Genomic DNA, 17,879 nt, shown 5'->3' on the forward strand with positions numbered 1-17,879 from the left:
TGTAATGGCGAACGATATCAGGCGCCTCTTTATCATTCCGCCAATGGCGGTTGCGCGTCTTGGCAGCAGTACCACTGCCGTTGAAGCCTACAATTGGGCGGACGTCGAGGTGCCGCGATACGACGGCAAGACGACGATCGTTCCGGACTGGACGCTCGCGGTCGAAGTGGACGGCAGTCTCAGACCATATAAACCAACAGAAATCAGTTTCCGCGACGGAGACCGCATCCGTCCGGTCGCGCCTTTCTTTGAGATCTGGGCAAGCACGGGGACTGACGGGTCAGCCCCCGATACCTGGGTGGACTGTCCACTATCAGAACAACTGCTCGACGACAATGGATTCCGCCTTGAGGACGTTGTCCTGAGGGTCGAGGCTGCCAATCGAAAGGCCGCCAGACGCGCGGGAAATGCCGCCCTCGTCTTTGGAACAAAGGCTCCGATCGAGCTGACGGGCGCCAATTACGGCAAGCATTCTATAGAAGGTCGTTCGCCCGCATCGACGCGGCCGATGATTCCGGAGAACAAGAGCATCCCCCTCGGCCATGTGCAGTTTGTCCGTGCTACCAACAATGTCGAAGGCCATCCCTGGTTTGGCGACGTCGATCTCGAAACCATCCGATTTCGGCTCTGGCCCGCTGCAGGGGAGTTCTACGGGCCGCCGCAGGCGGCGGAAGCCAGGCCAGAGCTTGGCCGCAACCAGCCTGCGGTTCGAAAGGAAAATGCCTTTCTGGATGATCAGGCTGGGTGGTACGGTGCCTCCACACTGTCGATCGTTGCTCCTCCTGATACCTATGACTCGATCGACTCAAACACAGGATCCACCGGACCATCGCTAGGAGTTGTCGACGACACCTGCGAAGTCCACTTCACGGTACGGCTCACGGGGCAGATCGGAGATGAGGTTCGCCCGGGACGTGCAGCCGCCTTTGTTGCTCCTCCCGATTTTGCGCCTGACCGCAGACCGTTTCTGTCGGTCGCCGACGAGTTCAACGATCGCGCGGGAGATTGGCAACAACGAAATGATCAGATGAGCGGCGAGGAGCTGGAAGACTGGATTGAGGATTTCTTCGAGCGCGTCTACGAAACCGTTTCCCTCTTCAATCTCGATGACTATGTCCTCAGACGCGCCATCGAAATCCTGCCAGACGACTTGAGGCCAAAGGATCTTGATGGCGGCAGTCGGCCTCGTCCCCAATTTGCCCTTGGAGGAAGAGATCCGCTTCGCAATCCGCTTTTTCCGCTTCCCGGTTCCACCGCCCAGCAGCCCCTGCCGATGTCGACACACGCCAAGATGAGGCATCGCGATCTGGCTGACCTGCAAGGGTTGGAAAAGCTTGTAGCGGCGACCCCAGATCGAATTCTAGAGCTCGTGAGACCTCCCTTCTTCGTCGGACCGCAAGAAACGCGCGGCGCCTCATCGATGCAGATGCCCCCGTTCATGCGGCAGTCGAACGCTGAGCCCCTTACTGTCGTTGGCTGGCAGCATGAGCTTTTGAAAAAGTGGATCGCTCATACGCAGGCCAAGCCTAAGGGCGCGCGGATGCTTGGAACCGGAATCTCCGAAAAGGCTTCGCGTCGCAGAAAAGCCGTCCTGGCTTCACTCGATCTGGGCTAAAAGAGCAAAGGAACGGAGATGGCAATCCACGCACTCCCTCATGCCGGCGGCCCTGATTACAAGAGGTTCCGCTCTGCCGCGGGAGACCACATTCTGGTTGTTCCCTACTCGCGCCTTTTCGACGTTCCTCCCGATCTTGCCACATCATGGGATCGCGGCGAGACCGAGATCGACAAGGTCGTATCCGAACTCGCCGAGATGGTGCCCATCGAGGCGGAACTATCGCAAATCCCTTTGCCTGATCCTCAAAGCATATCCCTGAATGTCTCGTCGTCGTGCAATCTATCATGTGGCTACTGCTACGCTGACCGGGGCGGCTTTTCGGGGAAGCAGGCCTCCAGAATGGAAACGGAAACGGCGTATCGAGCGATCGACGGGCTTTTTGCCAAGGCCACGCCTAATGCCCCCGTGACGGTTGGGTTTCTCGGCGGAGAGCCGCTGATGAACCGGAAGCTCGTGCACGACGCTGTACGCTATGCCTCCTCGACCGGGGCTGCCAAGGGCCTGGACGTGCGTTTTTCGATTACGACGAACGGTACGCTGGTAACCGACGAGGACATTGCAATGTTCAGGTCCAACAGATTCGCCGTCACTATCAGTGTCGATGGCGATCGGGAGCGCCACGACGCGCAACGTCCGGACAGGCGCGGACGGGGGTCACGTGAGATCCTGGTGAAAAGACTAGCGCCACTTCTCAACGAGCCGGGCCTGGCCCAGGTTGCTGCGCGAATGTCGGTTCGTAACAACGGATCGGACCTTCAAAGCCAGTTCGACTCCGTGATGAAGATCGGTTTCAAGGAGGCCGGGATATCGCCACTGAGAAAGGCTGCTGACGACAGCGGTTTTGGGGAAGGAGACTATGCCTCCTATCTCTCCGAACTCATTGGCATTGCTGCCGGCGAAGTGGCCAGGGCAGAAGAAGGAAAGCCGATCAGGTTGACCAATCTGATGATCGCCTTGAGGCAGATCCATCGCGGCTGGGCAGCGCCATTCGCCTGCGGCGCAGGCGGTGGCTACTTTTCTGTCGCATCAGATGGCAAATGGTATGCGTGTCACCGCGCCATTGGAGAGAGCGATTTCGAACTGGGAGATTCGTCAGGTATCGATTCCGCCCGCAGGACAGCGTTTCTCACCGAGAGACATGTTCACAATCAGACCGACTGTCAAAGCTGCTGGGCGCGGTATCTCTGTTCCGGCGGTTGCCATCAGGAAGCCAGTGTGCGCACGCCGGCGAGCTGCGATTTCGTCCGCGGATGGCTGACCTTCTGCCTACAGAAATACTGTGAACTTACCGCGGCTCACTCCGTTCGTACCGATTTGACTTAGGAGGAGATCTGAATGTCATCCAATGAAGGCAAACTGCTCCCGAGGAACGTGACGGCACATCGGCGGCTCTCTAGCGCCATAACCGGAAAGCAGAATGTGGCAGGCAATCCTGCTTCGTCCCGGCTGGAATCCGGGGTTGGCAACTGCTATCCGGGGCTTGAATGCGATGTGCGAAACCTGGAACGGCGGTTTGTCCCGTTCATCGAGATGGACGTTGTCGCCATTGTCAGCGAGATCAATGTCGTCGCCGTCGATCTGAACGCGGCCCTCCAGGCTGCTCGCGCAGGCGATATAACGAGCGCTGATTTCGATGTTTACGAGACGCTATCGAGCGATCTGGGCGAGGGCTTGTCGCTGAGCGTCAGCAGGTTGGAGGGGACATTCGGCGTGCTGGGCGATTTAGCGTTCGACCTGTCTGAACTGAACGATAAAAGCTTCGGTGCAAACAGAAAACCCCCCGACAGCTGGACAGCAGTCAGGATGCTCACCGAAGGTGCGCCACTCAAGGTATCGTTTGCGAGAGAGGATGGATCGACGGTTACGCTCAATACGAAGCGGGAACGTTATCTCGACGATGAAGGCGCGCTCTCTTCGATATTCCTGCCGGGAGAAATGAGCCAATCCCTTTGTAGTCCGTGGACCCACGATTTCAGGGACTGCGGCTGCCATTACTGGGCGAGCAACCACCCCGATATTGTTCAACCTATCTATCCTGCTGGAGGTCCCGGCGTCGAGAACCAGAAATGGACCGTTTTTGTGCCCTGGCAGCGGTCCGATCGCGTTATCAGCCCAAAGCCACCCCCATCGGCAGGCCCATTCCGGCCGCCGGCGGAAGAACAACTCGACCATCACGAGATCAATCATCGCTGGGAAGAGCTGCACATCGTTATCAACGCAAGGGAAACGACGATGCCGTTCGAGCCGGGCGTCGCGGAGGGAGCGCCGCTTCCCGACCGGGCGACGCTGCTCCGGCACCTACGTTACGCCGCGGGCGTCGAATTGGCAGTCGCGCATGAATATCTGGCGGCTGCCTTTTCGTTCAGGCCGGACGACGATCCCTCGCTTGCCGGTGCCGAAGAACTTGCCGACAGCATTCGGGCGGCCCGAGCGGAGATCATGCGCATCGCGATTGGCGAGATGCGGCACACAAGAGCCGTCAACGACGTGATTCGCGCCATCAGTCCGCCGGGGACGTTCGATCCTGCGCTCAGGGTCGCGGATGCGCTGCCGAAACCTGGGGGTGGCTATCGCCCAGTCGAAGCAAGAGTAGCCTCGCGCGCAGCGATCGACGACTTCATCGATATCGAGGCACCCTCGGCCGGGGTCGATGGTTTGTATATCGATATTCTGGCAACACTTCAAACCCCGCCGCCGGACATGCCGGAAGGTGTCGCCGAAGAATGGGCGGAAGCCGTAAGCTCCATCATCGCTGAAGGCGAAGATCACTTTCAGACGTTCTTGGATATTAGAGAATGGCTTGGCGCCTTCCAGGAAAACCAGTATCTCAGAAACCCGGCGGCCGAACGGCCGGATGTCGCGCAACCCGACCATGTCGCCCTGCAGACCGCGTATCTCGGTATCCTCGAGGACCTTCACACGGGCTACGCGAAGGGGCGATTCCAGGGTGCTGCGGAAATCAACGAAGCCCGTCGTGACATGGTCGGTGCTGGCCTAAGTGCGCTGGCTTCCGCCGTGGCTGCGGCTGGCTTCATCGTGGTGTTCGACGCTGTCGCAGATCCCCGTTTCGAACCCGTTTCGCCTCCATAAGAGGTCAAGCGGTGAAAGCTCGCAAGCTGCTTGTACTGGGAGGTGGCCCGACCGGCCTAATGGCGGCAATTTATGCCCGCCTCAATGGGTTGGACGCAGAGGTTCGCAGTCCGACCTGGCCGTCGGCGACCGATGCCGCAACGATTGAAAGTCTACCCGGGCAAACGATGGCTTTGCTTGTCGAAACGGGAGTGCTCCCGCGCGCGGTCGGTGTGCAAGAAGTTTTTTCAGAACAGGTTCACCAGTGGGGCGATGGCCCGATCACTCGCAAGATCACGACCGGCCGTGTCCATGTCAGCCGCCCTGGCCTTGATCTCGCGCTTCTCGCGATTGCAGAGCGTCTTGGAACAGCATTCGTGACGCAACGTATCGACCGTAAGGCCGTGCCGGACACGCAACAAAACGGTCTTCTGGTCTTTGATGCATCGGGGCGCAATGCTTCGAGTGCGACAGCTGTCATGAGGCCGAAAAGACCGGTCGTCGCCCGGCAGTGGCTGTTTGAGGCAAACGCAGGAAGAATGGCCCCCTTCGCCATCGCAGCGCTATCAAGTGGATACGCGTATCGAATGGGAAACGCGGTTCGCATCTGCCTTGGTGTTGTCGGCAGTAGCGGATTGATGCGCGGCAATTGGTCGGAGATTCGCGAGGAACTGATCAAAAGTTGCGATTGGTTCGTCGAAGATTTGCCTTTGAATGACGCTGAAGTCGGGCGCTCAGGAGCCGCAAGCATGCAATGGTCGCAAGGCAGTCTCGGACCGTGGCAGATCGGTGACGCTTGTTTCGCGCAGGACGCATTGTCGTCCCAAGGGCTGGCGGCCGGGCTCGTTAGAGCGGTCCAGTGTGTTCGTGCTCACTTAGGACGGCCAGCGACCCCGTCGCCCGTCGACAGTACCCTCATGATATCCCACGCCCGCTTGGCCGTCGCGGGCATCGTGGCGACGTCGCCGTTCGCGGGCGACGCGTTATGGGCCGAGTATCTTGGATTTCTTCGCAGTGACAGCGTGAAAGGGATCGAGCCACCAGCAGAAATCGACGCGGATGTGTGTAACTCCGCTCGCGTCTCGGGATGATAGGGACGAGAGCCCAAGCGCGCGGCGCGCGCCTGCCGCCATTGATATTAAGGAGAAAGAAGTGGGACCGGTACACAAGGCGATCATCTCCAACCAACAGGCTCTCTTGGCAAAATACGGTCCGGCGGGCGTCACCGCAATCTATGCTGCCCTGGCTCGGATGGTCACGCACGACGCCACACGAGGACTGACGGGACAAGTGTTCGACATAGACGACCTTGCACAGATGACAGCGGTCCATGGCAAGCCGGTCGTCAGCGCCAGGGACGAGAGGGGAGCGAAGGAGGCGGTCGACGCGATACACGGATCACTGGCCTGCGATTACATTTTGCTTCTCGACGGACCCGACATCATTCCGCATATCGAGCTGAATCCGATCGCCGGCATCAGCGACCGGGACAGGACCATTCCCAGCGATCTGCCCTATGCCTCGCCCAGTCCGTTCAGCAAAGTCACTGCCAACTTCCTGAACGCGACGAGGGTGGTGGGGCGACTTCCCGCGTGCGTCGGAGAAAAGGACCCCTCGGTCCTTGTCGGTTTAATCGACGCATGCATCACCCATACGCCTTTGCCTGCTGATGCGTTCAGTTCCTTCTTCGCCATAAGCGCAGATATCTGGCAGATATCGACACGGCTTAGCTTGAACGCCGTCTTCGGCAGTGCTGCGGGCCTTTACCTTTCCGGGCCGAGCGGACACAGTCTCATCGATGCGTCGCTTGCCAGCCAGGCGCACTTCATCAATTGCCATGGCAATACCGGCGATTTCAGATTTTACGGCGAGGACGCCACAGGTGCAATCACTTACGCGATGGATTCGAGCAAGATTCCCATAGGTGCCATCAGGTCTGGCACGGTCGCGGCCGCAGAATGCTGCTTCGGCGCTCAGCTCTACAACTACCTGCTCCTTGGGAGAGCGAAGCCGATCTGTATGGATTATTTGATGCAAGGCACCGCCGCATTCATAGGATCAACCACGATTTCCTACGGCCCGGCCTCATCGAACGGTCAGGCCGATCTGATTTGCCAGCTGTTTCTTCAAAAGATCCTCCTGGGCGCATCTGCGGGACGGGCGTTCCTTCAGGCCCGTCAGGAATTTATTTTGACGCAGGTAATGTCGACGGCGACCAATTTGAAGACGATCGCGCAGTTCGTGCTTCTCGGAGATCCTTCGCTTTGCCCAGCAGTCGTCGAAACGGTTGTGGACGGGGCTCTCGCGCTTGCGAAAGCGACACCAGTCGCAGCCGACGGGGCGAGCGAGCGGAAATCGCGCCGGATTGCGCTTGCCAGCCAGGGTGAGTCGATCGCGTCTGCCGCGACGCGGCCTGGACGACGGTTGAGCAGACCGTCGGCGGCCGTGGATCGCTTCGCGGAGATCGCGCGGGCACAAGGCATGTCGAGTGTCGAGGTGTTCAGCGTCACAGGAGGACCAGCCTTCCAGGCAGCGAAAGCGGCAATGAACGGTGATCGTAAGGTCGCGGTGGCAACGAAGGAGACGGTTCGCGGCGTCAAAGACAGTCTTGATCGAAATTTCGTTACCTATCGCGTGCTGATCGGGCATATAATTGACGACGGGCTGTTCAACGTCGAGGAATGCGAAAGCAGGTAGCGGCATGGATTTCGAACGGGTCACGATTACCGGTAAGGTGACTTCGGAGCGCACGGACGTCGGTTCGAAGAGCGAGCGCAAAGCGGTTGTTCTAGAGACCGAGGAGGGGCAAAAGTTCGTGCTCCAGAGACAAACTGGTCCGTCGTACGGCGACGTTGCCCTCGACCAGCTCGTGGGCGAGAAGATCACCACGAACGGATTTGCAAGTGGTGGCACACTCATCATGGAGGACTGGAAGGTCTCGCGCTAACCTTTTCGGGAGGTCTATTCGGTCGACCAAGCGGATCACGAGGTTGGCCCTGCGATGAGTTTGCGCAGTTCAGCAATACCAGGCGCAAACGCGTAGACGGCGCCTGTGGCTCTTACCCAGTTGCCGTCGAGCAAAGTCCGCACTTGGCCTCGATTCGGAAACGTCCTCACCAAAGGACGGCCGGGTGAAATCGAGACGCCAATTACGGGGTCGATGCCGGAAGTACGCAAAGGGGCGAAAGCGTCGTTTGCCCAACGCTTGACCAGCCGATGGAACTGGTTTGCAATCGAAGTCTGATAGGACATAAAAAGCAAGCCCCTGTCGGTATCGTCATTTTCGCCGGTCCATTCAGAGCCATAGGGGATGCCGCGTCTGATCATCTGGGCCTGGCGGGTGATGCCGCTGCCACCGAAATCCACCGGATCGTCTCGCGGATTGACCTTGCGGATATGCGCGAAGTAGGGGCATGAATAGCCTTCTTGATCGCCCGGAGCACCGGGGAAATGCTGGGTCGTGCCATCCGGCATGCCGAGCGTTGTTGCCGGAATGTCCAGCGCAAACAAAAACCCATTTGCGAGGTATTCATCCGCAGCGATCGTAGCGTCGGGCTTTGACGGCGCCAGTGTGAGCGGGCTTCCGTCGGGCCATCTTCCTACGCACCACGCTGCCACCGTCTCGGCGGAAACCTGAACGCCTTTGGCCCGCATGTCTTCTGCAAGGCGCACCATGCCATTAAGGAAGCCGGCAACATCCTGGCGCAGCCGACGGAGGACGAGCAGAGATCCATTCTTGAGAAACGACCGGCCACCGCCGCTGATCGGGCCGGGCTCAAGGTTGTCGGCCAACTCGGACGAATATCCAAAAACATACTGGCCGGGCCAGACCAATGGCCTTCCGGGACGTGCATAAGCCGCGGTCGCCGGGTCTGCCTCGTGCAGCGTGCGGTGAACAAATGGCGTGCCGTCCGGCAGAAGGCCCCTCGGTGCAGGCTGGGACAGGCCGTCCACGAAACCGAAATGCTCTTTTTCTCCGGGAATTCGACGACCCCACTCATCGACCACCGTTACTGCACGGCCATCCAGATCACGAAGAAAACGCTCGCTTTCGGCGCTGACGGCGCTTTCGAGGTCACCGCCAAAGACAATAATAAGCTCCGGCGTTCTCTCCGTCACGTCACCAAACCGCCAGCCGACCGGTATGCCCGAGTCTTGATCGACCAAGTCGCCCAATGTGACGGCCGATTTTCCAGCGCCCGCCAAGAAATCAGGGTCCTCCAAGGTGTCACCCGCACCGAATACAGTCAGCCCAGGAGCCGTGACAGCAATAGCCAATAGCACTGTCTGGCTTTCGGCCGCAGCCGCGCCGACAGCCTTCTGGACCTTTGCCATCGTGCGGTAATCAAGCGCGCGGGCGGTCGAGGTGACACGATCCACCCATGGCAGCAGGGCTTGACGCACGTCTTCGACGTGGTGGGCGGCGAACTTCAAACCCAAGATACGTTGATATTTGCCACGAAACCCGACCAGGATGTGGCCTTGGATGTCGTCGATATCCAAGACCGGTTCATCTGCCATTTCAGTATCCCCGCTTGTTCCAGTTATAACCGCGCTCCGGTGGGACGCTGACCTTTTCGGTCGTCAGGACGCGTTGTTGAGGTTCCTTCCAACCTGATGATACTTTCTTGGCAAGAACGTCTTTGTTTGCGCCTTCGTAGGGAGTCGCGGTGAGCCAGCTCGGGTCGCCGACGGGGGCACAGTTACCTCGGTTGTCGCCTATGTCGAAGATCTGCCCGTTGTCTGGATGGCGGCAGGGGCGGCCAACACATTCCTTAGCACCTCCGACCGCCGAGCCCGGATAGACGTTCACATACAGCTGTACCGTGGTTTCGCGGGCAATCTGCGCTCCACGCACGAGCGGTCGATTGTCGTACCTGCAATCCGACAAAGTGAATCTCGAGCCTTCAGGAAGTTGCACGACGTAGCGGAGAATACGAGGCTCGAAAGGATCGTTGTGTCCGCGCGTCACCGAGCCGGAAATCGATCCCAACGCTTCTCCATCGGGTCCGCTGAGGCCATTCAGATCGATCTTGGCAATGTAAAGCCCGACAGGATCGGTCAGAGTAATGCGGTCGCCTTTCCGCACCTGATTCCCAACCGCCAGACCGATGTTCGGGTCGCTTGAGCGGTTTATTCCGCCGTAAGCGCCGCAGGCAATGCGAACGATTTCCGGTGCCGGGTCCTGGCCTGGCTTAACCGGCAAACTGTCGACCGACCGTAGGACGCTCGCCTCTCCAGCGAGGTTCACCTCGGCGCCCAAAGTGTTGGCGGCATGGGTAAGATGCATGACCCCCTTTGTGGTGGTCCACGGATTGAGCGGATTGTACTGGCCGCCAAAAGTGGGAACTTCAAGCCAGCCGTGGGAGCTGTCCGCAAATCGACCGAACACCGCGACGTGCTCGGGATAGAAGAGGTCCGACTTCTGTATGTGTTGATCGACATGTTCGCGATAGAGTTCGACGACACGGTCTGGCGCGATTTTGGCAAGCGCCCTCCAGTAATCCGGCGGCTCCGCGGTGAATATGATGCGCCTTATTGTACCGTCTGAGTTCCGATCAACATGCCACTCGAGATACTCGTCCTGCTGGCGACGAGATTGCAAAATTTCATCTCCCACATCGCCACTTGGCAGAAGTTCTCTCAGAGGACGCGCGATCTGGATGAGTTCGTCTAGACCAAGGTCATTGGTGGCATGCAGCGGTAACTGATAGGCAAGCGCCGATCGTAAGGACGTCCTGCCATTTCGCTGCACAAACCAGTAAACCACAGGGGTGAGAATTTCGGCAACTTCCTCCGCCCGTGCGCGCGCGGCTTCCGACGTCGTATCCTGATAGTAACGCGACAGAAGACGGGGGAACCCGTTCCAAGGCACGCTTGCGGGATCTCCGATCGTGGGGCTTTGGCGAGGGTCGACGAAATTGGGATTTCCCGCGGCGATCGTCACGAAATCGCCCATGTAGTTGACCTCGATTTCGAGATCGGGCGACTGTCGGTTCCAGAGTTCCAGGAACACATTCTTGAGGTCGGGACTTTCTGCAAGGTCATCCTGATTTGCGGGCGGGTGAAACATGCGATTGTACTCCTCTTCCTAGGTAACACGGGCTTACTAAACGCTTCGAAATGCCGTGAGATGTCCGGAAGCTGCGTACTGCGACGTCGCCAAAAAGTATGCGTACGTGCGGTGCGCTCAACCAGTGACTGCTAGGCATTTGCTGGCTCCTAGGCATTTGCTGGCTCCTCCCTAAACGTGTCGGCGGTGGCGTTGCCAGAATCCGCTCCTACCCTATTCGATGGGCGAAAGCTTTGAATCCAGCCCAAGCTTGATGATCCCCTTCAGAGTAAACTCGCCGCTCTCAAGTTCGGCTTGCGAGGGGGGGGATTGGATTACGCTGTCGGTGGCGTGTCTGGCGAGATTCCAGAGCGTTTCGGCAACTATGCGCGTACCGACAGGCCCCAGACACTGTCCATCCGCTCCTGCGGGATCGCCTGCTTCGGTGAGGATGTAGAACCACAGCGGAGTCTGCTCGAGGAGCCCAGCGTTCTCGATAGACTGACCGATCCCCGTTGGGGTCGCGGACCGCAAGACCTCGAGGGGCAAAACCGGGAGTCCTAGCCGTTTGGCGACGGCCTGGCCAGTGGGAAGGCCTAGAAGATATCCACGCAATAGGTTCCGCGCAGCCAAATGAGCCATGATGTTGGCGATTGGCATACCCTGGAAGTCGCGCAGCAGGCCCAATTCTGGTGTTAGATTGGCATCGATTCGGCGAGCTGGGTTCATCGACTCCGGCTGGGCCGTCGAGCTAAAGAAGCGGTGCCATTCGATGATCCAGTTATCCGGCAGCGTGGCGAACTCGAAGTCTGGACCGTTACTAGGCGAAAGGTCCCCTGACAGAGCAGTGAACGTGAAGAAAAAGTTGAATGGTGCCGGATCAAAAGTCGAATTGTGGGTGTACGCGCCGCGGATCATCGAGTGGCCGAAGCGATATGCGGCAGCAGCAAACTCGATAGGGATGAAAAGTTCATCTGCAGTATTCACTATCCAGGCTTGGGGGCCGTTCATAAGCACATCATCGACCGTTGGCTTATGCCCGATGCGCGGCAGAAAGTCGTGCAGCACGGCCCATTGGTAGCGTCGGCGTATTGCCGTCTCGGCATCAGCGGCGCTTAAGCCGCTCCTGACCTTGGCATTGAACGCCCGGATGAATCCAACGTGGGTCTGGGCCACGATAAGGTTCTCATCGTTGCGCGGATCTCCTATTAATGCCTGGCGGTCGGCCTCCTGTTCCTCGAGCGTCGTCGGGTTCTGAATCATCGGCCGACGCGGCAGATCATGGTCCTTATCGGCGGTCGCAATCGTGCCAAAAGGCGCCGCTGAAACCTTCCCGAGCGCCATGGTACCGTCTGGTTGAACGGTCGATTCGGCCAATCCTCGAAAAACACTATCGAGATCAAGCGACGCTGTGCGTGCATTCCTAATCAGGGCCGTCACATCGCCGCGGGAGATCGGCAGAAATGTGTCGTGGTCGATGGGGTCTGAGCCCGTCGGAGGCTGAAGGCTTTCGTCGAAAAGAGTCTTGGTGATGTCGTGGTCGATGAATTGCCCGAAGTAAGTGTAAGCCGCAGGAATCTTGCTCTCGGTATTGCTAGGATCGTTTGCCATGGCAATTCCCAATGCCCGGAGTGCGTCGATGGTGGCTCGCCCTTCCGGCACTCGGTTGGTGGGGTTATCGGTAAGGGTACCGAACATGAAATTGAATGTGGGTTTTGCCCCGGCAATCGCTTTGGGAAGGGATTTCAGCTCCGCCTGCGCAAGAGGTTCACCATGATAGCGTGCGCGCATTGTCTAAACCTTTCTCTTGGAGTTCATTTGTGAGGGCACGTCAGGCCGAAGCACACGCGATGCTTCATCCTTCGCGAAAGTCATCAGCGCTTCGGACCCAAGCAATTCAGTCAGTTACTGAAATTCGTATTCTAATCATATTGCGCGAACGAAAGTATCGTTCGATTGTCGTCGAACGCATAATGAATTAATCTCCGAATCAGAAAATACGAAACAAGAGAGAATCTTATTCTGCAGTATTGCCTGATGTTGACAAACTTAAGATTGTTTAAATATACTTCCATACAATCGACTTCTGGTCAATACGTCGAGATGCAAAATCGAATTTGTGTCAGGGGGAACTGGACATCTGTCGTCTGATTTTGACGCTGTCCTGGGAGGGGCCGTATGAAAGATTGGGTTATTTGGTGGTCTCTGACATTTTCGGTAGGATCTTTTGGCCTGTTCACGGTGACGATGCTGGCGCAAGCCGTGGCGCTTTGGCGGGCACCCGGTTTGAGCAAGCCCGTGGTTGACGAGGCGGTCGCAAAATCGGTTGCCAATCCCGCCGCGGATGTTTCTCTGCTGATCAATTCCGTCAAAGGGTTGGTGGATGCCCTTTCGAAAGCCAATCCATCGCTGATGGCGCTAGCATCGGCGGTTATCTTTATGGCAATCGCAGGTGTTGCCAGCGGGGCGATAACGACCAGTTGAAGGACGACGAAAAATTGTTTGTGCCGAATGCCTGGAGGCTACCGCGACTGTTAGAGGTCCGAACTGATCTGGCAAGAACGACAGGAAGTCTTTCGTCGAAGGGATGAGCGCGAGCATGCCAAGAACCTTAAGAAAATCAGGCGGCGCATTTTTCGCCTTGGCGATAATCGCTCTGTCTCCTGCCGCTGCATTGGGACAGGGCGAAAGCAACAGCGAGATACCTAAGTCGCCAAGCGTGATCGAAAGACGCTCAAGCGAGCTTCGGCAATTGTTTCTGGCGCGCAGTCTGATGCAAGCCAAGCAATGGGACACGGCCATCGATGCCTTCACGAAGGTCGCGACCGCATCGAACGATGACGTAGCTGCTGCCGGTCGCGCTGGCCTGTTACATGCCCTCGCAATGAGGAGGAAATCGAATGATGACGACGTTGCGCAAGCAGCCACCAGGAAGTTTCGACTCGGCCAAGCTTTCCTGGAGACAGGCGATTGGGACAAGGCGATTGGCGCTTTGACCGAGGTGGCAGAATCGCAAAATGCCTCGCTTGCGGGCGATGCCCTTCAAGGTATCGAAGTGGCGATCCGTCGCAAGGCGGCAGGTCCACTCGGGATCCGAGCTCACCTCAATGCGCCGTTCAACCGGTGGCGGCTTATCGATTATTTCGTCTACGCCGGAGCCATCGGCATGATGTTCATGATCTCGCTGTTCGCTTGGGTACAGTGGTTTGGCCCCTTCACCGGATGGATCCTGGCAGCGTGCGTCAAGCGTTCGTTCGACTGGAAGGTCACGATAGCCGGAAGTGCGCAGCCGGAGCAACGCAACGCTGCATTTGATGAGTTCGTGATCACGATACGCGACCTCCGGCGATCACAAGAGCAAAGCGGGATTTCGCCTCCGAGCATAGGACAACTTCGCTTTTTCCAACCCTTGTCTCTCGGTGACATCGTCGGCCCCAACCTCAAGGTCCAGGGGCTGGACGTCAGCCGCATTGCGGCAATGCTGCAGGCCATGCGTGACTATTACACATACCACTTCGAAATTCGCGTCGAAACGATCGACGGCAAGCCATATGTGAACGCCAGTTTGAGATGGGCCGGTCACACCGAGAAGGTCTGGCAGCTTCCATCGCTCACAGAAGAGGCGAGCCTTGACTACCGCGACATCGGTCAGAGACTGGCTTTCACCGTCTATGGAGATAGTCTGGTTCGAACATGAGTACCGTTGCTTTTTCCTCACAGCTATCAGTCGTGCCGGAGCTGAAATTCGGCGACGGTCGGGCTGCCGGCCTGTTCGTCGAAGCGCTGCACCTCCTTCGCCGCTATGAGGAGACGTCATCGAAGCATTTTCTTGAGGACGCCCAAGCAGCGCTTGAAAAGAGCCTGAGGTTCAGTCCGAGGGAGCTGCTTCCCAAGTTCTACCTTGGAATTACGAAATCGGTGCTTGGCGAGCTGGATCAGAAAGATGCCATTCGTATTTTTAGGGATTTCAGCAAAAGCGACATCTTCTCCCTGAGGACCGCGGCAAAGTATAATCTCGCGGCCGCGTACGTGGAGACCTACAATCTTAACCGATTTCCCCCAGCTATCGGCGAACTCGATAAGCTTTTGCAGGAATTGAAAAGGGAAGGAATTCCGCTGGGCCAAGCCAAGTTCGTGCGCGCTCTGTGGGAGCGTTGTGGCGATCAACGTGCCCGGGTGGAGCCGCTTTACTATTTGGCCGAGGTGACACGCGACTTTTTGTTGATCCACCTGGACATCTGGAAGCCTCGATGGAAACGACATGCAGCCGCGGAAGTTCGCAGACAGGGAGAGCAGATGCTCAAGGCCCTCAAGGTCCGTGAGGCAGCTTTGAAAAGACACGAAAAGTTTCTCGGGGGACAGCGTTGCGAGATTTGGGCTTGGCACTGGAACAATGTCGGTATTGTTTATGCCGCTTTGGCAGCCGTCGCGCGTCGAAGCAACGATACTGGCGTTGATGCGAAAGCCGACAACGCGGAACGATGCTTCGACCTAGCACATAAGTCTGATCCAAACTTTGGATCGTCGCGGGCCAACCTCGCTCGCCTCTACTTCGAAATCCGAGGGAATTATGAGAAAGCGATCCAGCTCTTTGAGGAAGTATCCCTAGGCCTGGAGGCCCCCGATCTCGCCCATTTTTGTCTAGGAAAGCTTCACACGATTGCACAAAATCGAGAAAAGGCGATTGATCATTTCAAGTCTTCGAAATCTATCAAGACTTGGGGGGTCGATATTGACGACTGGACGGCAATACGACGGCAAGTTGCGGAGAACTTGATTAGGTGGAACCAGACGGATGTGGCCATTTTGCTGCTTAACAGTTTGCTTCTCGAGAATCAAGCCGACACGGAACTGCGCGAAAGGATCAGGGACTTGGAGCAACAACGATGACGCCGCCTTTTCTTTCTTTCCAATGCATACCGACGTAGACTTTGCCCGCTACATCGGGCGCTTGCCCTTTGGGTAAAGCTTCGGCTGCTCCCATCTGCGAAGTCACCAAGTTTGGAAGGCCGGTTGTCGAAGATCTTCGGTAGGCCTTCTTCCAACTCTTGGGCGTGTAGCATATCTTTTCGGTGAAGCACTGACGGGTATCGGTCGGCCGCGCGATCCGATGCTCGATGCCCCTCAACAACATACATACTCGCGGGGCAGGCTTGCCACAAGGGAACCGGATATCAGAGGCGGCAGGCCGACCAAGAGGGCTATATCCTGCCCCTACAAGAATTGGAGCTCGCTACAGGAGTGATTGTCATTCCGGGTAACTGATGTAGGCACCGAGCCTGTGGTGTTTCCTGGGTCGATGGATAGTTGCCGCCCAGCGGGCGACTGACTTTATCAACTTGTCGAATTAACTTCGGCCTCACGAAAGACGGCAATTCGGCAATATCGAAGCCAACCATCGCGCCGCGATAAGGTCTCGCACCGTAACATCTCGTCTCGACGATATTTACACGGCTGAACGGTATTGGTTCGAGCGGTTGGTGGATGTCCGCGTCGGCCAATTGGAAATTCAAAGTATCGCCAACACGGCGTGAGGTTACGAGTCTAATGCCCGGCTGTTGCTAGGATGTTCACGTTTTGGGCCAGGAAGATCGCATAATGGATCGAAGGGAACTTGCCGTCAGGTAAAGAACATAGCGTAATCAGGCACTGTTCATGGGCAGTTTGCAGTTCTAACCGTTCAAGTTGAGCGAACTGCGGAACCTAAATATGATGCTCTTCAAGGCGCGACCAGATCGACCGCGCAGTTGTAGTGTCGGAAGAGGTCGCAGCGCCGTCGTGTCGCATATTGCACCTTTGCACAGGCTCAAGGCCGCTGAACTTCAGTTTGATTGGGGTACCGGCTCAATATCGTCGAGCTCATCTACAGAGCGGGTGCGAGCGCTGAAATTACTCGGCATCCACCAATTGGGTTGGTTGCCGAGCAACATCTGGAAAAAGCCCGCCGCGTAGTCCATGTCCTGGTTCGCATTTTCCCGAAAGGACCACCAGCTGCGAAGATCATCCACCATCTGATTGATGGGAACGTCAATGTGGAATTCCTGGTCCATCGTGGCAGCATAGACAGTCAGGCAAAATGTCGTTGCCACATATCCCTCCGGCCAGAAAGCTGCCGGCGAGTTCGGGTCGACGCGGGTAGGGGCGCAAACAGCCTTGATTGGCATGTCGGCTACGAGTTCGCGCAATACCAGAGAGGGTGCAAACTGAAAAAACTGGCGCCGTTCCGCCTTCTCTTTCGGCCTCTGGCGATCGACACTATCCAGCCAGCGAACAAAGGCGCTGGCTAGCTTGACGTCGTCAATGGCGAATTCGCACGCCATTGCTTCGCCGCAGAGTGCGACGTGTTTATGAAAGGCTGCCTTGAACCAGTGCAGCTGCCTGACCGCCACCCTTAGCGGTTTGTTGGTTCGAGGCAGATTGTGCACGGATCGGGACAAATCAAACATGGCTAGCGCACCGTTTAAGAAGAGACGCCAGAGCCGAGATGTCTTTCTTCTGATAGAGATCCTGGATTGTCACTTGAACAGCGGCTGCAAGATCGGTTGCGGCGGAGATGATCGCTTCTCTGTCAGCGTCATCCGTCTCCGCGAGCAATGAGAGCATTGCTGCAAAAATCGCGACGACGATGATTCTGGAGTGCGTGACGGGTGATTGCTCGTCCAACTGGTCGATTGTTATTGAGCCGTCATTTGCCAGCTGCAACGTCAATTGGGCCGCAAGCTCGAAAACATCCTGTGAATGACCCAGTCGTTCGAAGGCACGGCGGCCGGCAGTTTGGCTAACCAACGCTCTCTTAGCGCCAAGACGAGTCAAGACAAGTTTCATTGTCTGATAATAGGCGGCCGAGAACTTTTGGTCGGGCCGCGCAGAGGAAACGATTTCGCGCATACCTTCGGAATTCGTCGAGGGATCGCTCAAGACGGAATGTGCAAAATCGCAGACGAAATGATCGACATTGCGGGCAAGGACTTCGAGCTCGCTCAGTGCGGAAAGGGCGATCCCCGATGCCGGTGCCGGGAGCCGGCGCGGCGCAGTCTCCTTCACCGTGTCGCGCCCCTTTTTGAGAGTATAGCGGAGCGACCTCAATATGTCTTTCAGCTGCGTCGCTTGTGGAGCAAATTCTGGCGACATGCCAACCTA

General features: G+C 57.4%; 14 protein-coding genes. 9 read left to right on the plus strand and 5 right to left on the minus strand.

Annotated elements, in window-relative coordinates; genetic code table 11:
• Positions 1–4 precede the first annotated feature (4 nt).
• The 6 genes from N2597_RS22545 (at position 5) to N2597_RS22570 (ending at position 7,634) form a co-directional block, all read left to right on the plus strand.
• Positions 5–1,615: a hypothetical protein gene (locus tag N2597_RS22545; protein ID WP_183596185.1), complete on the plus strand. Its 1,611-nt coding sequence runs from the start codon at positions 5–7 to the stop codon at positions 1,613–1,615.
• A gap of 18 nt (positions 1,616–1,633) precedes the next feature.
• Positions 1,634–2,941 (plus strand): radical SAM/SPASM domain-containing protein, encoded by a 1,308-nt coding sequence (locus N2597_RS22550; protein ID WP_183596187.1) that lies wholly within the window; start codon positions 1,634–1,636, stop codon positions 2,939–2,941.
• Between the two features lie 12 nt (positions 2,942–2,953).
• Positions 2,954–4,708: a ferritin-like domain-containing protein gene (locus N2597_RS22555; RefSeq protein WP_183596189.1), complete on the plus strand. Its 1,755-nt coding sequence runs from the start codon at positions 2,954–2,956 to the stop codon at positions 4,706–4,708.
• Positions 4,709–4,719: 11 nt separating this feature from the next.
• Positions 4,720–5,778, plus strand: coding sequence for an FAD-dependent monooxygenase family protein (locus tag N2597_RS22560; protein WP_183596191.1), 1,059 nt, complete (start codon positions 4,720–4,722; stop codon positions 5,776–5,778).
• A 61-nt stretch (positions 5,779–5,839) separates the two neighbouring features.
• Positions 5,840–7,384 (plus strand): C25 family cysteine peptidase, encoded by a 1,545-nt coding sequence (locus N2597_RS22565; RefSeq protein ID WP_183596193.1) that lies wholly within the window; start codon positions 5,840–5,842, stop codon positions 7,382–7,384.
• A 4-nt stretch (positions 7,385–7,388) separates the two neighbouring features.
• Complete coding sequence (locus N2597_RS22570) at positions 7,389–7,634, plus strand: hypothetical protein (protein WP_183596195.1); 246 nt, start codon at positions 7,389–7,391, stop codon at positions 7,632–7,634.
• 35 nt (positions 7,635–7,669) lie between these two features.
• Here the strand turns inward: N2597_RS22570 and N2597_RS22575 are convergent, their stop codons facing one another.
• From N2597_RS22575 to N2597_RS22585, 3 genes are all read right to left on the minus strand, one after another.
• Positions 7,670–9,208 carry a Dyp-type peroxidase gene (locus tag N2597_RS22575; protein ID WP_183596197.1) on the minus strand — a complete coding sequence of 513 codons (1,539 nt, stop codon included), beginning with the start codon at positions 9,206–9,208 and terminating at the stop codon, positions 7,670–7,672.
• Position 9,209: 1 nt separating this feature from the next.
• On the minus strand, positions 9,210–10,760 hold the full coding sequence (locus N2597_RS22580; protein WP_183596199.1) for a DUF8225 domain-containing protein: 1,551 nt from the start codon (positions 10,758–10,760) through the stop codon (positions 9,210–9,212).
• Between the two features lie 213 nt (positions 10,761–10,973).
• Positions 10,974–12,530: a peroxidase family protein gene (locus tag N2597_RS22585; RefSeq protein WP_183596201.1), complete on the minus strand. Its 1,557-nt coding sequence runs from the start codon at positions 12,528–12,530 to the stop codon at positions 10,974–10,976.
• 387 nt (positions 12,531–12,917) lie between these two features.
• On the opposite strand from N2597_RS22585, the gene N2597_RS22590 reads away from it, so the two are divergent.
• The 3 genes from N2597_RS22590 (at position 12,918) to N2597_RS22600 (ending at position 15,629) form a co-directional block, all read left to right on the plus strand.
• A complete protein-coding gene (locus N2597_RS22590) occupies positions 12,918–13,223 on the plus strand; it encodes a hypothetical protein (protein WP_183596203.1) in 306 nt (101 codons plus the stop codon).
• A gap of 115 nt (positions 13,224–13,338) precedes the next feature.
• Positions 13,339–14,436: a tetratricopeptide repeat protein gene (locus N2597_RS22595; protein WP_183596205.1), complete on the plus strand. Its 1,098-nt coding sequence runs from the start codon at positions 13,339–13,341 to the stop codon at positions 14,434–14,436.
• Complete coding sequence (locus tag N2597_RS22600) at positions 14,433–15,629, plus strand: tetratricopeptide repeat protein (RefSeq protein ID WP_183596207.1); 1,197 nt, start codon at positions 14,433–14,435, stop codon at positions 15,627–15,629. Before N2597_RS22595 ends, N2597_RS22600 begins: the two co-directional genes overlap by 4 nt.
• Positions 15,630–16,561: 932 nt before the next feature.
• On the opposite strand, the gene N2597_RS22605 is transcribed toward N2597_RS22600, so the two are convergent.
• Both N2597_RS22605 and N2597_RS22610 read right to left on the minus strand, forming a co-directional pair.
• Complete coding sequence (locus N2597_RS22605; RefSeq protein WP_183596209.1) at positions 16,562–17,185, minus strand: hypothetical protein; 624 nt, start codon at positions 17,183–17,185, stop codon at positions 16,562–16,564.
• Complete coding sequence (locus tag N2597_RS22610) at positions 17,178–17,870, minus strand: hypothetical protein (protein ID WP_183596211.1); 693 nt, start codon at positions 17,868–17,870, stop codon at positions 17,178–17,180. Before N2597_RS22610 ends, N2597_RS22605 begins: the two co-directional genes overlap by 8 nt.
• Positions 17,871–17,879: the final 9 nt, after the last annotated feature.

Origin of the sequence: Rhizobium sophoriradicis (assembly GCF_025200795.1) — a bacterium.
Classification (GTDB): Bacteria; Pseudomonadota; Alphaproteobacteria; order Rhizobiales; family Rhizobiaceae; genus Rhizobium; species Rhizobium sophoriradicis.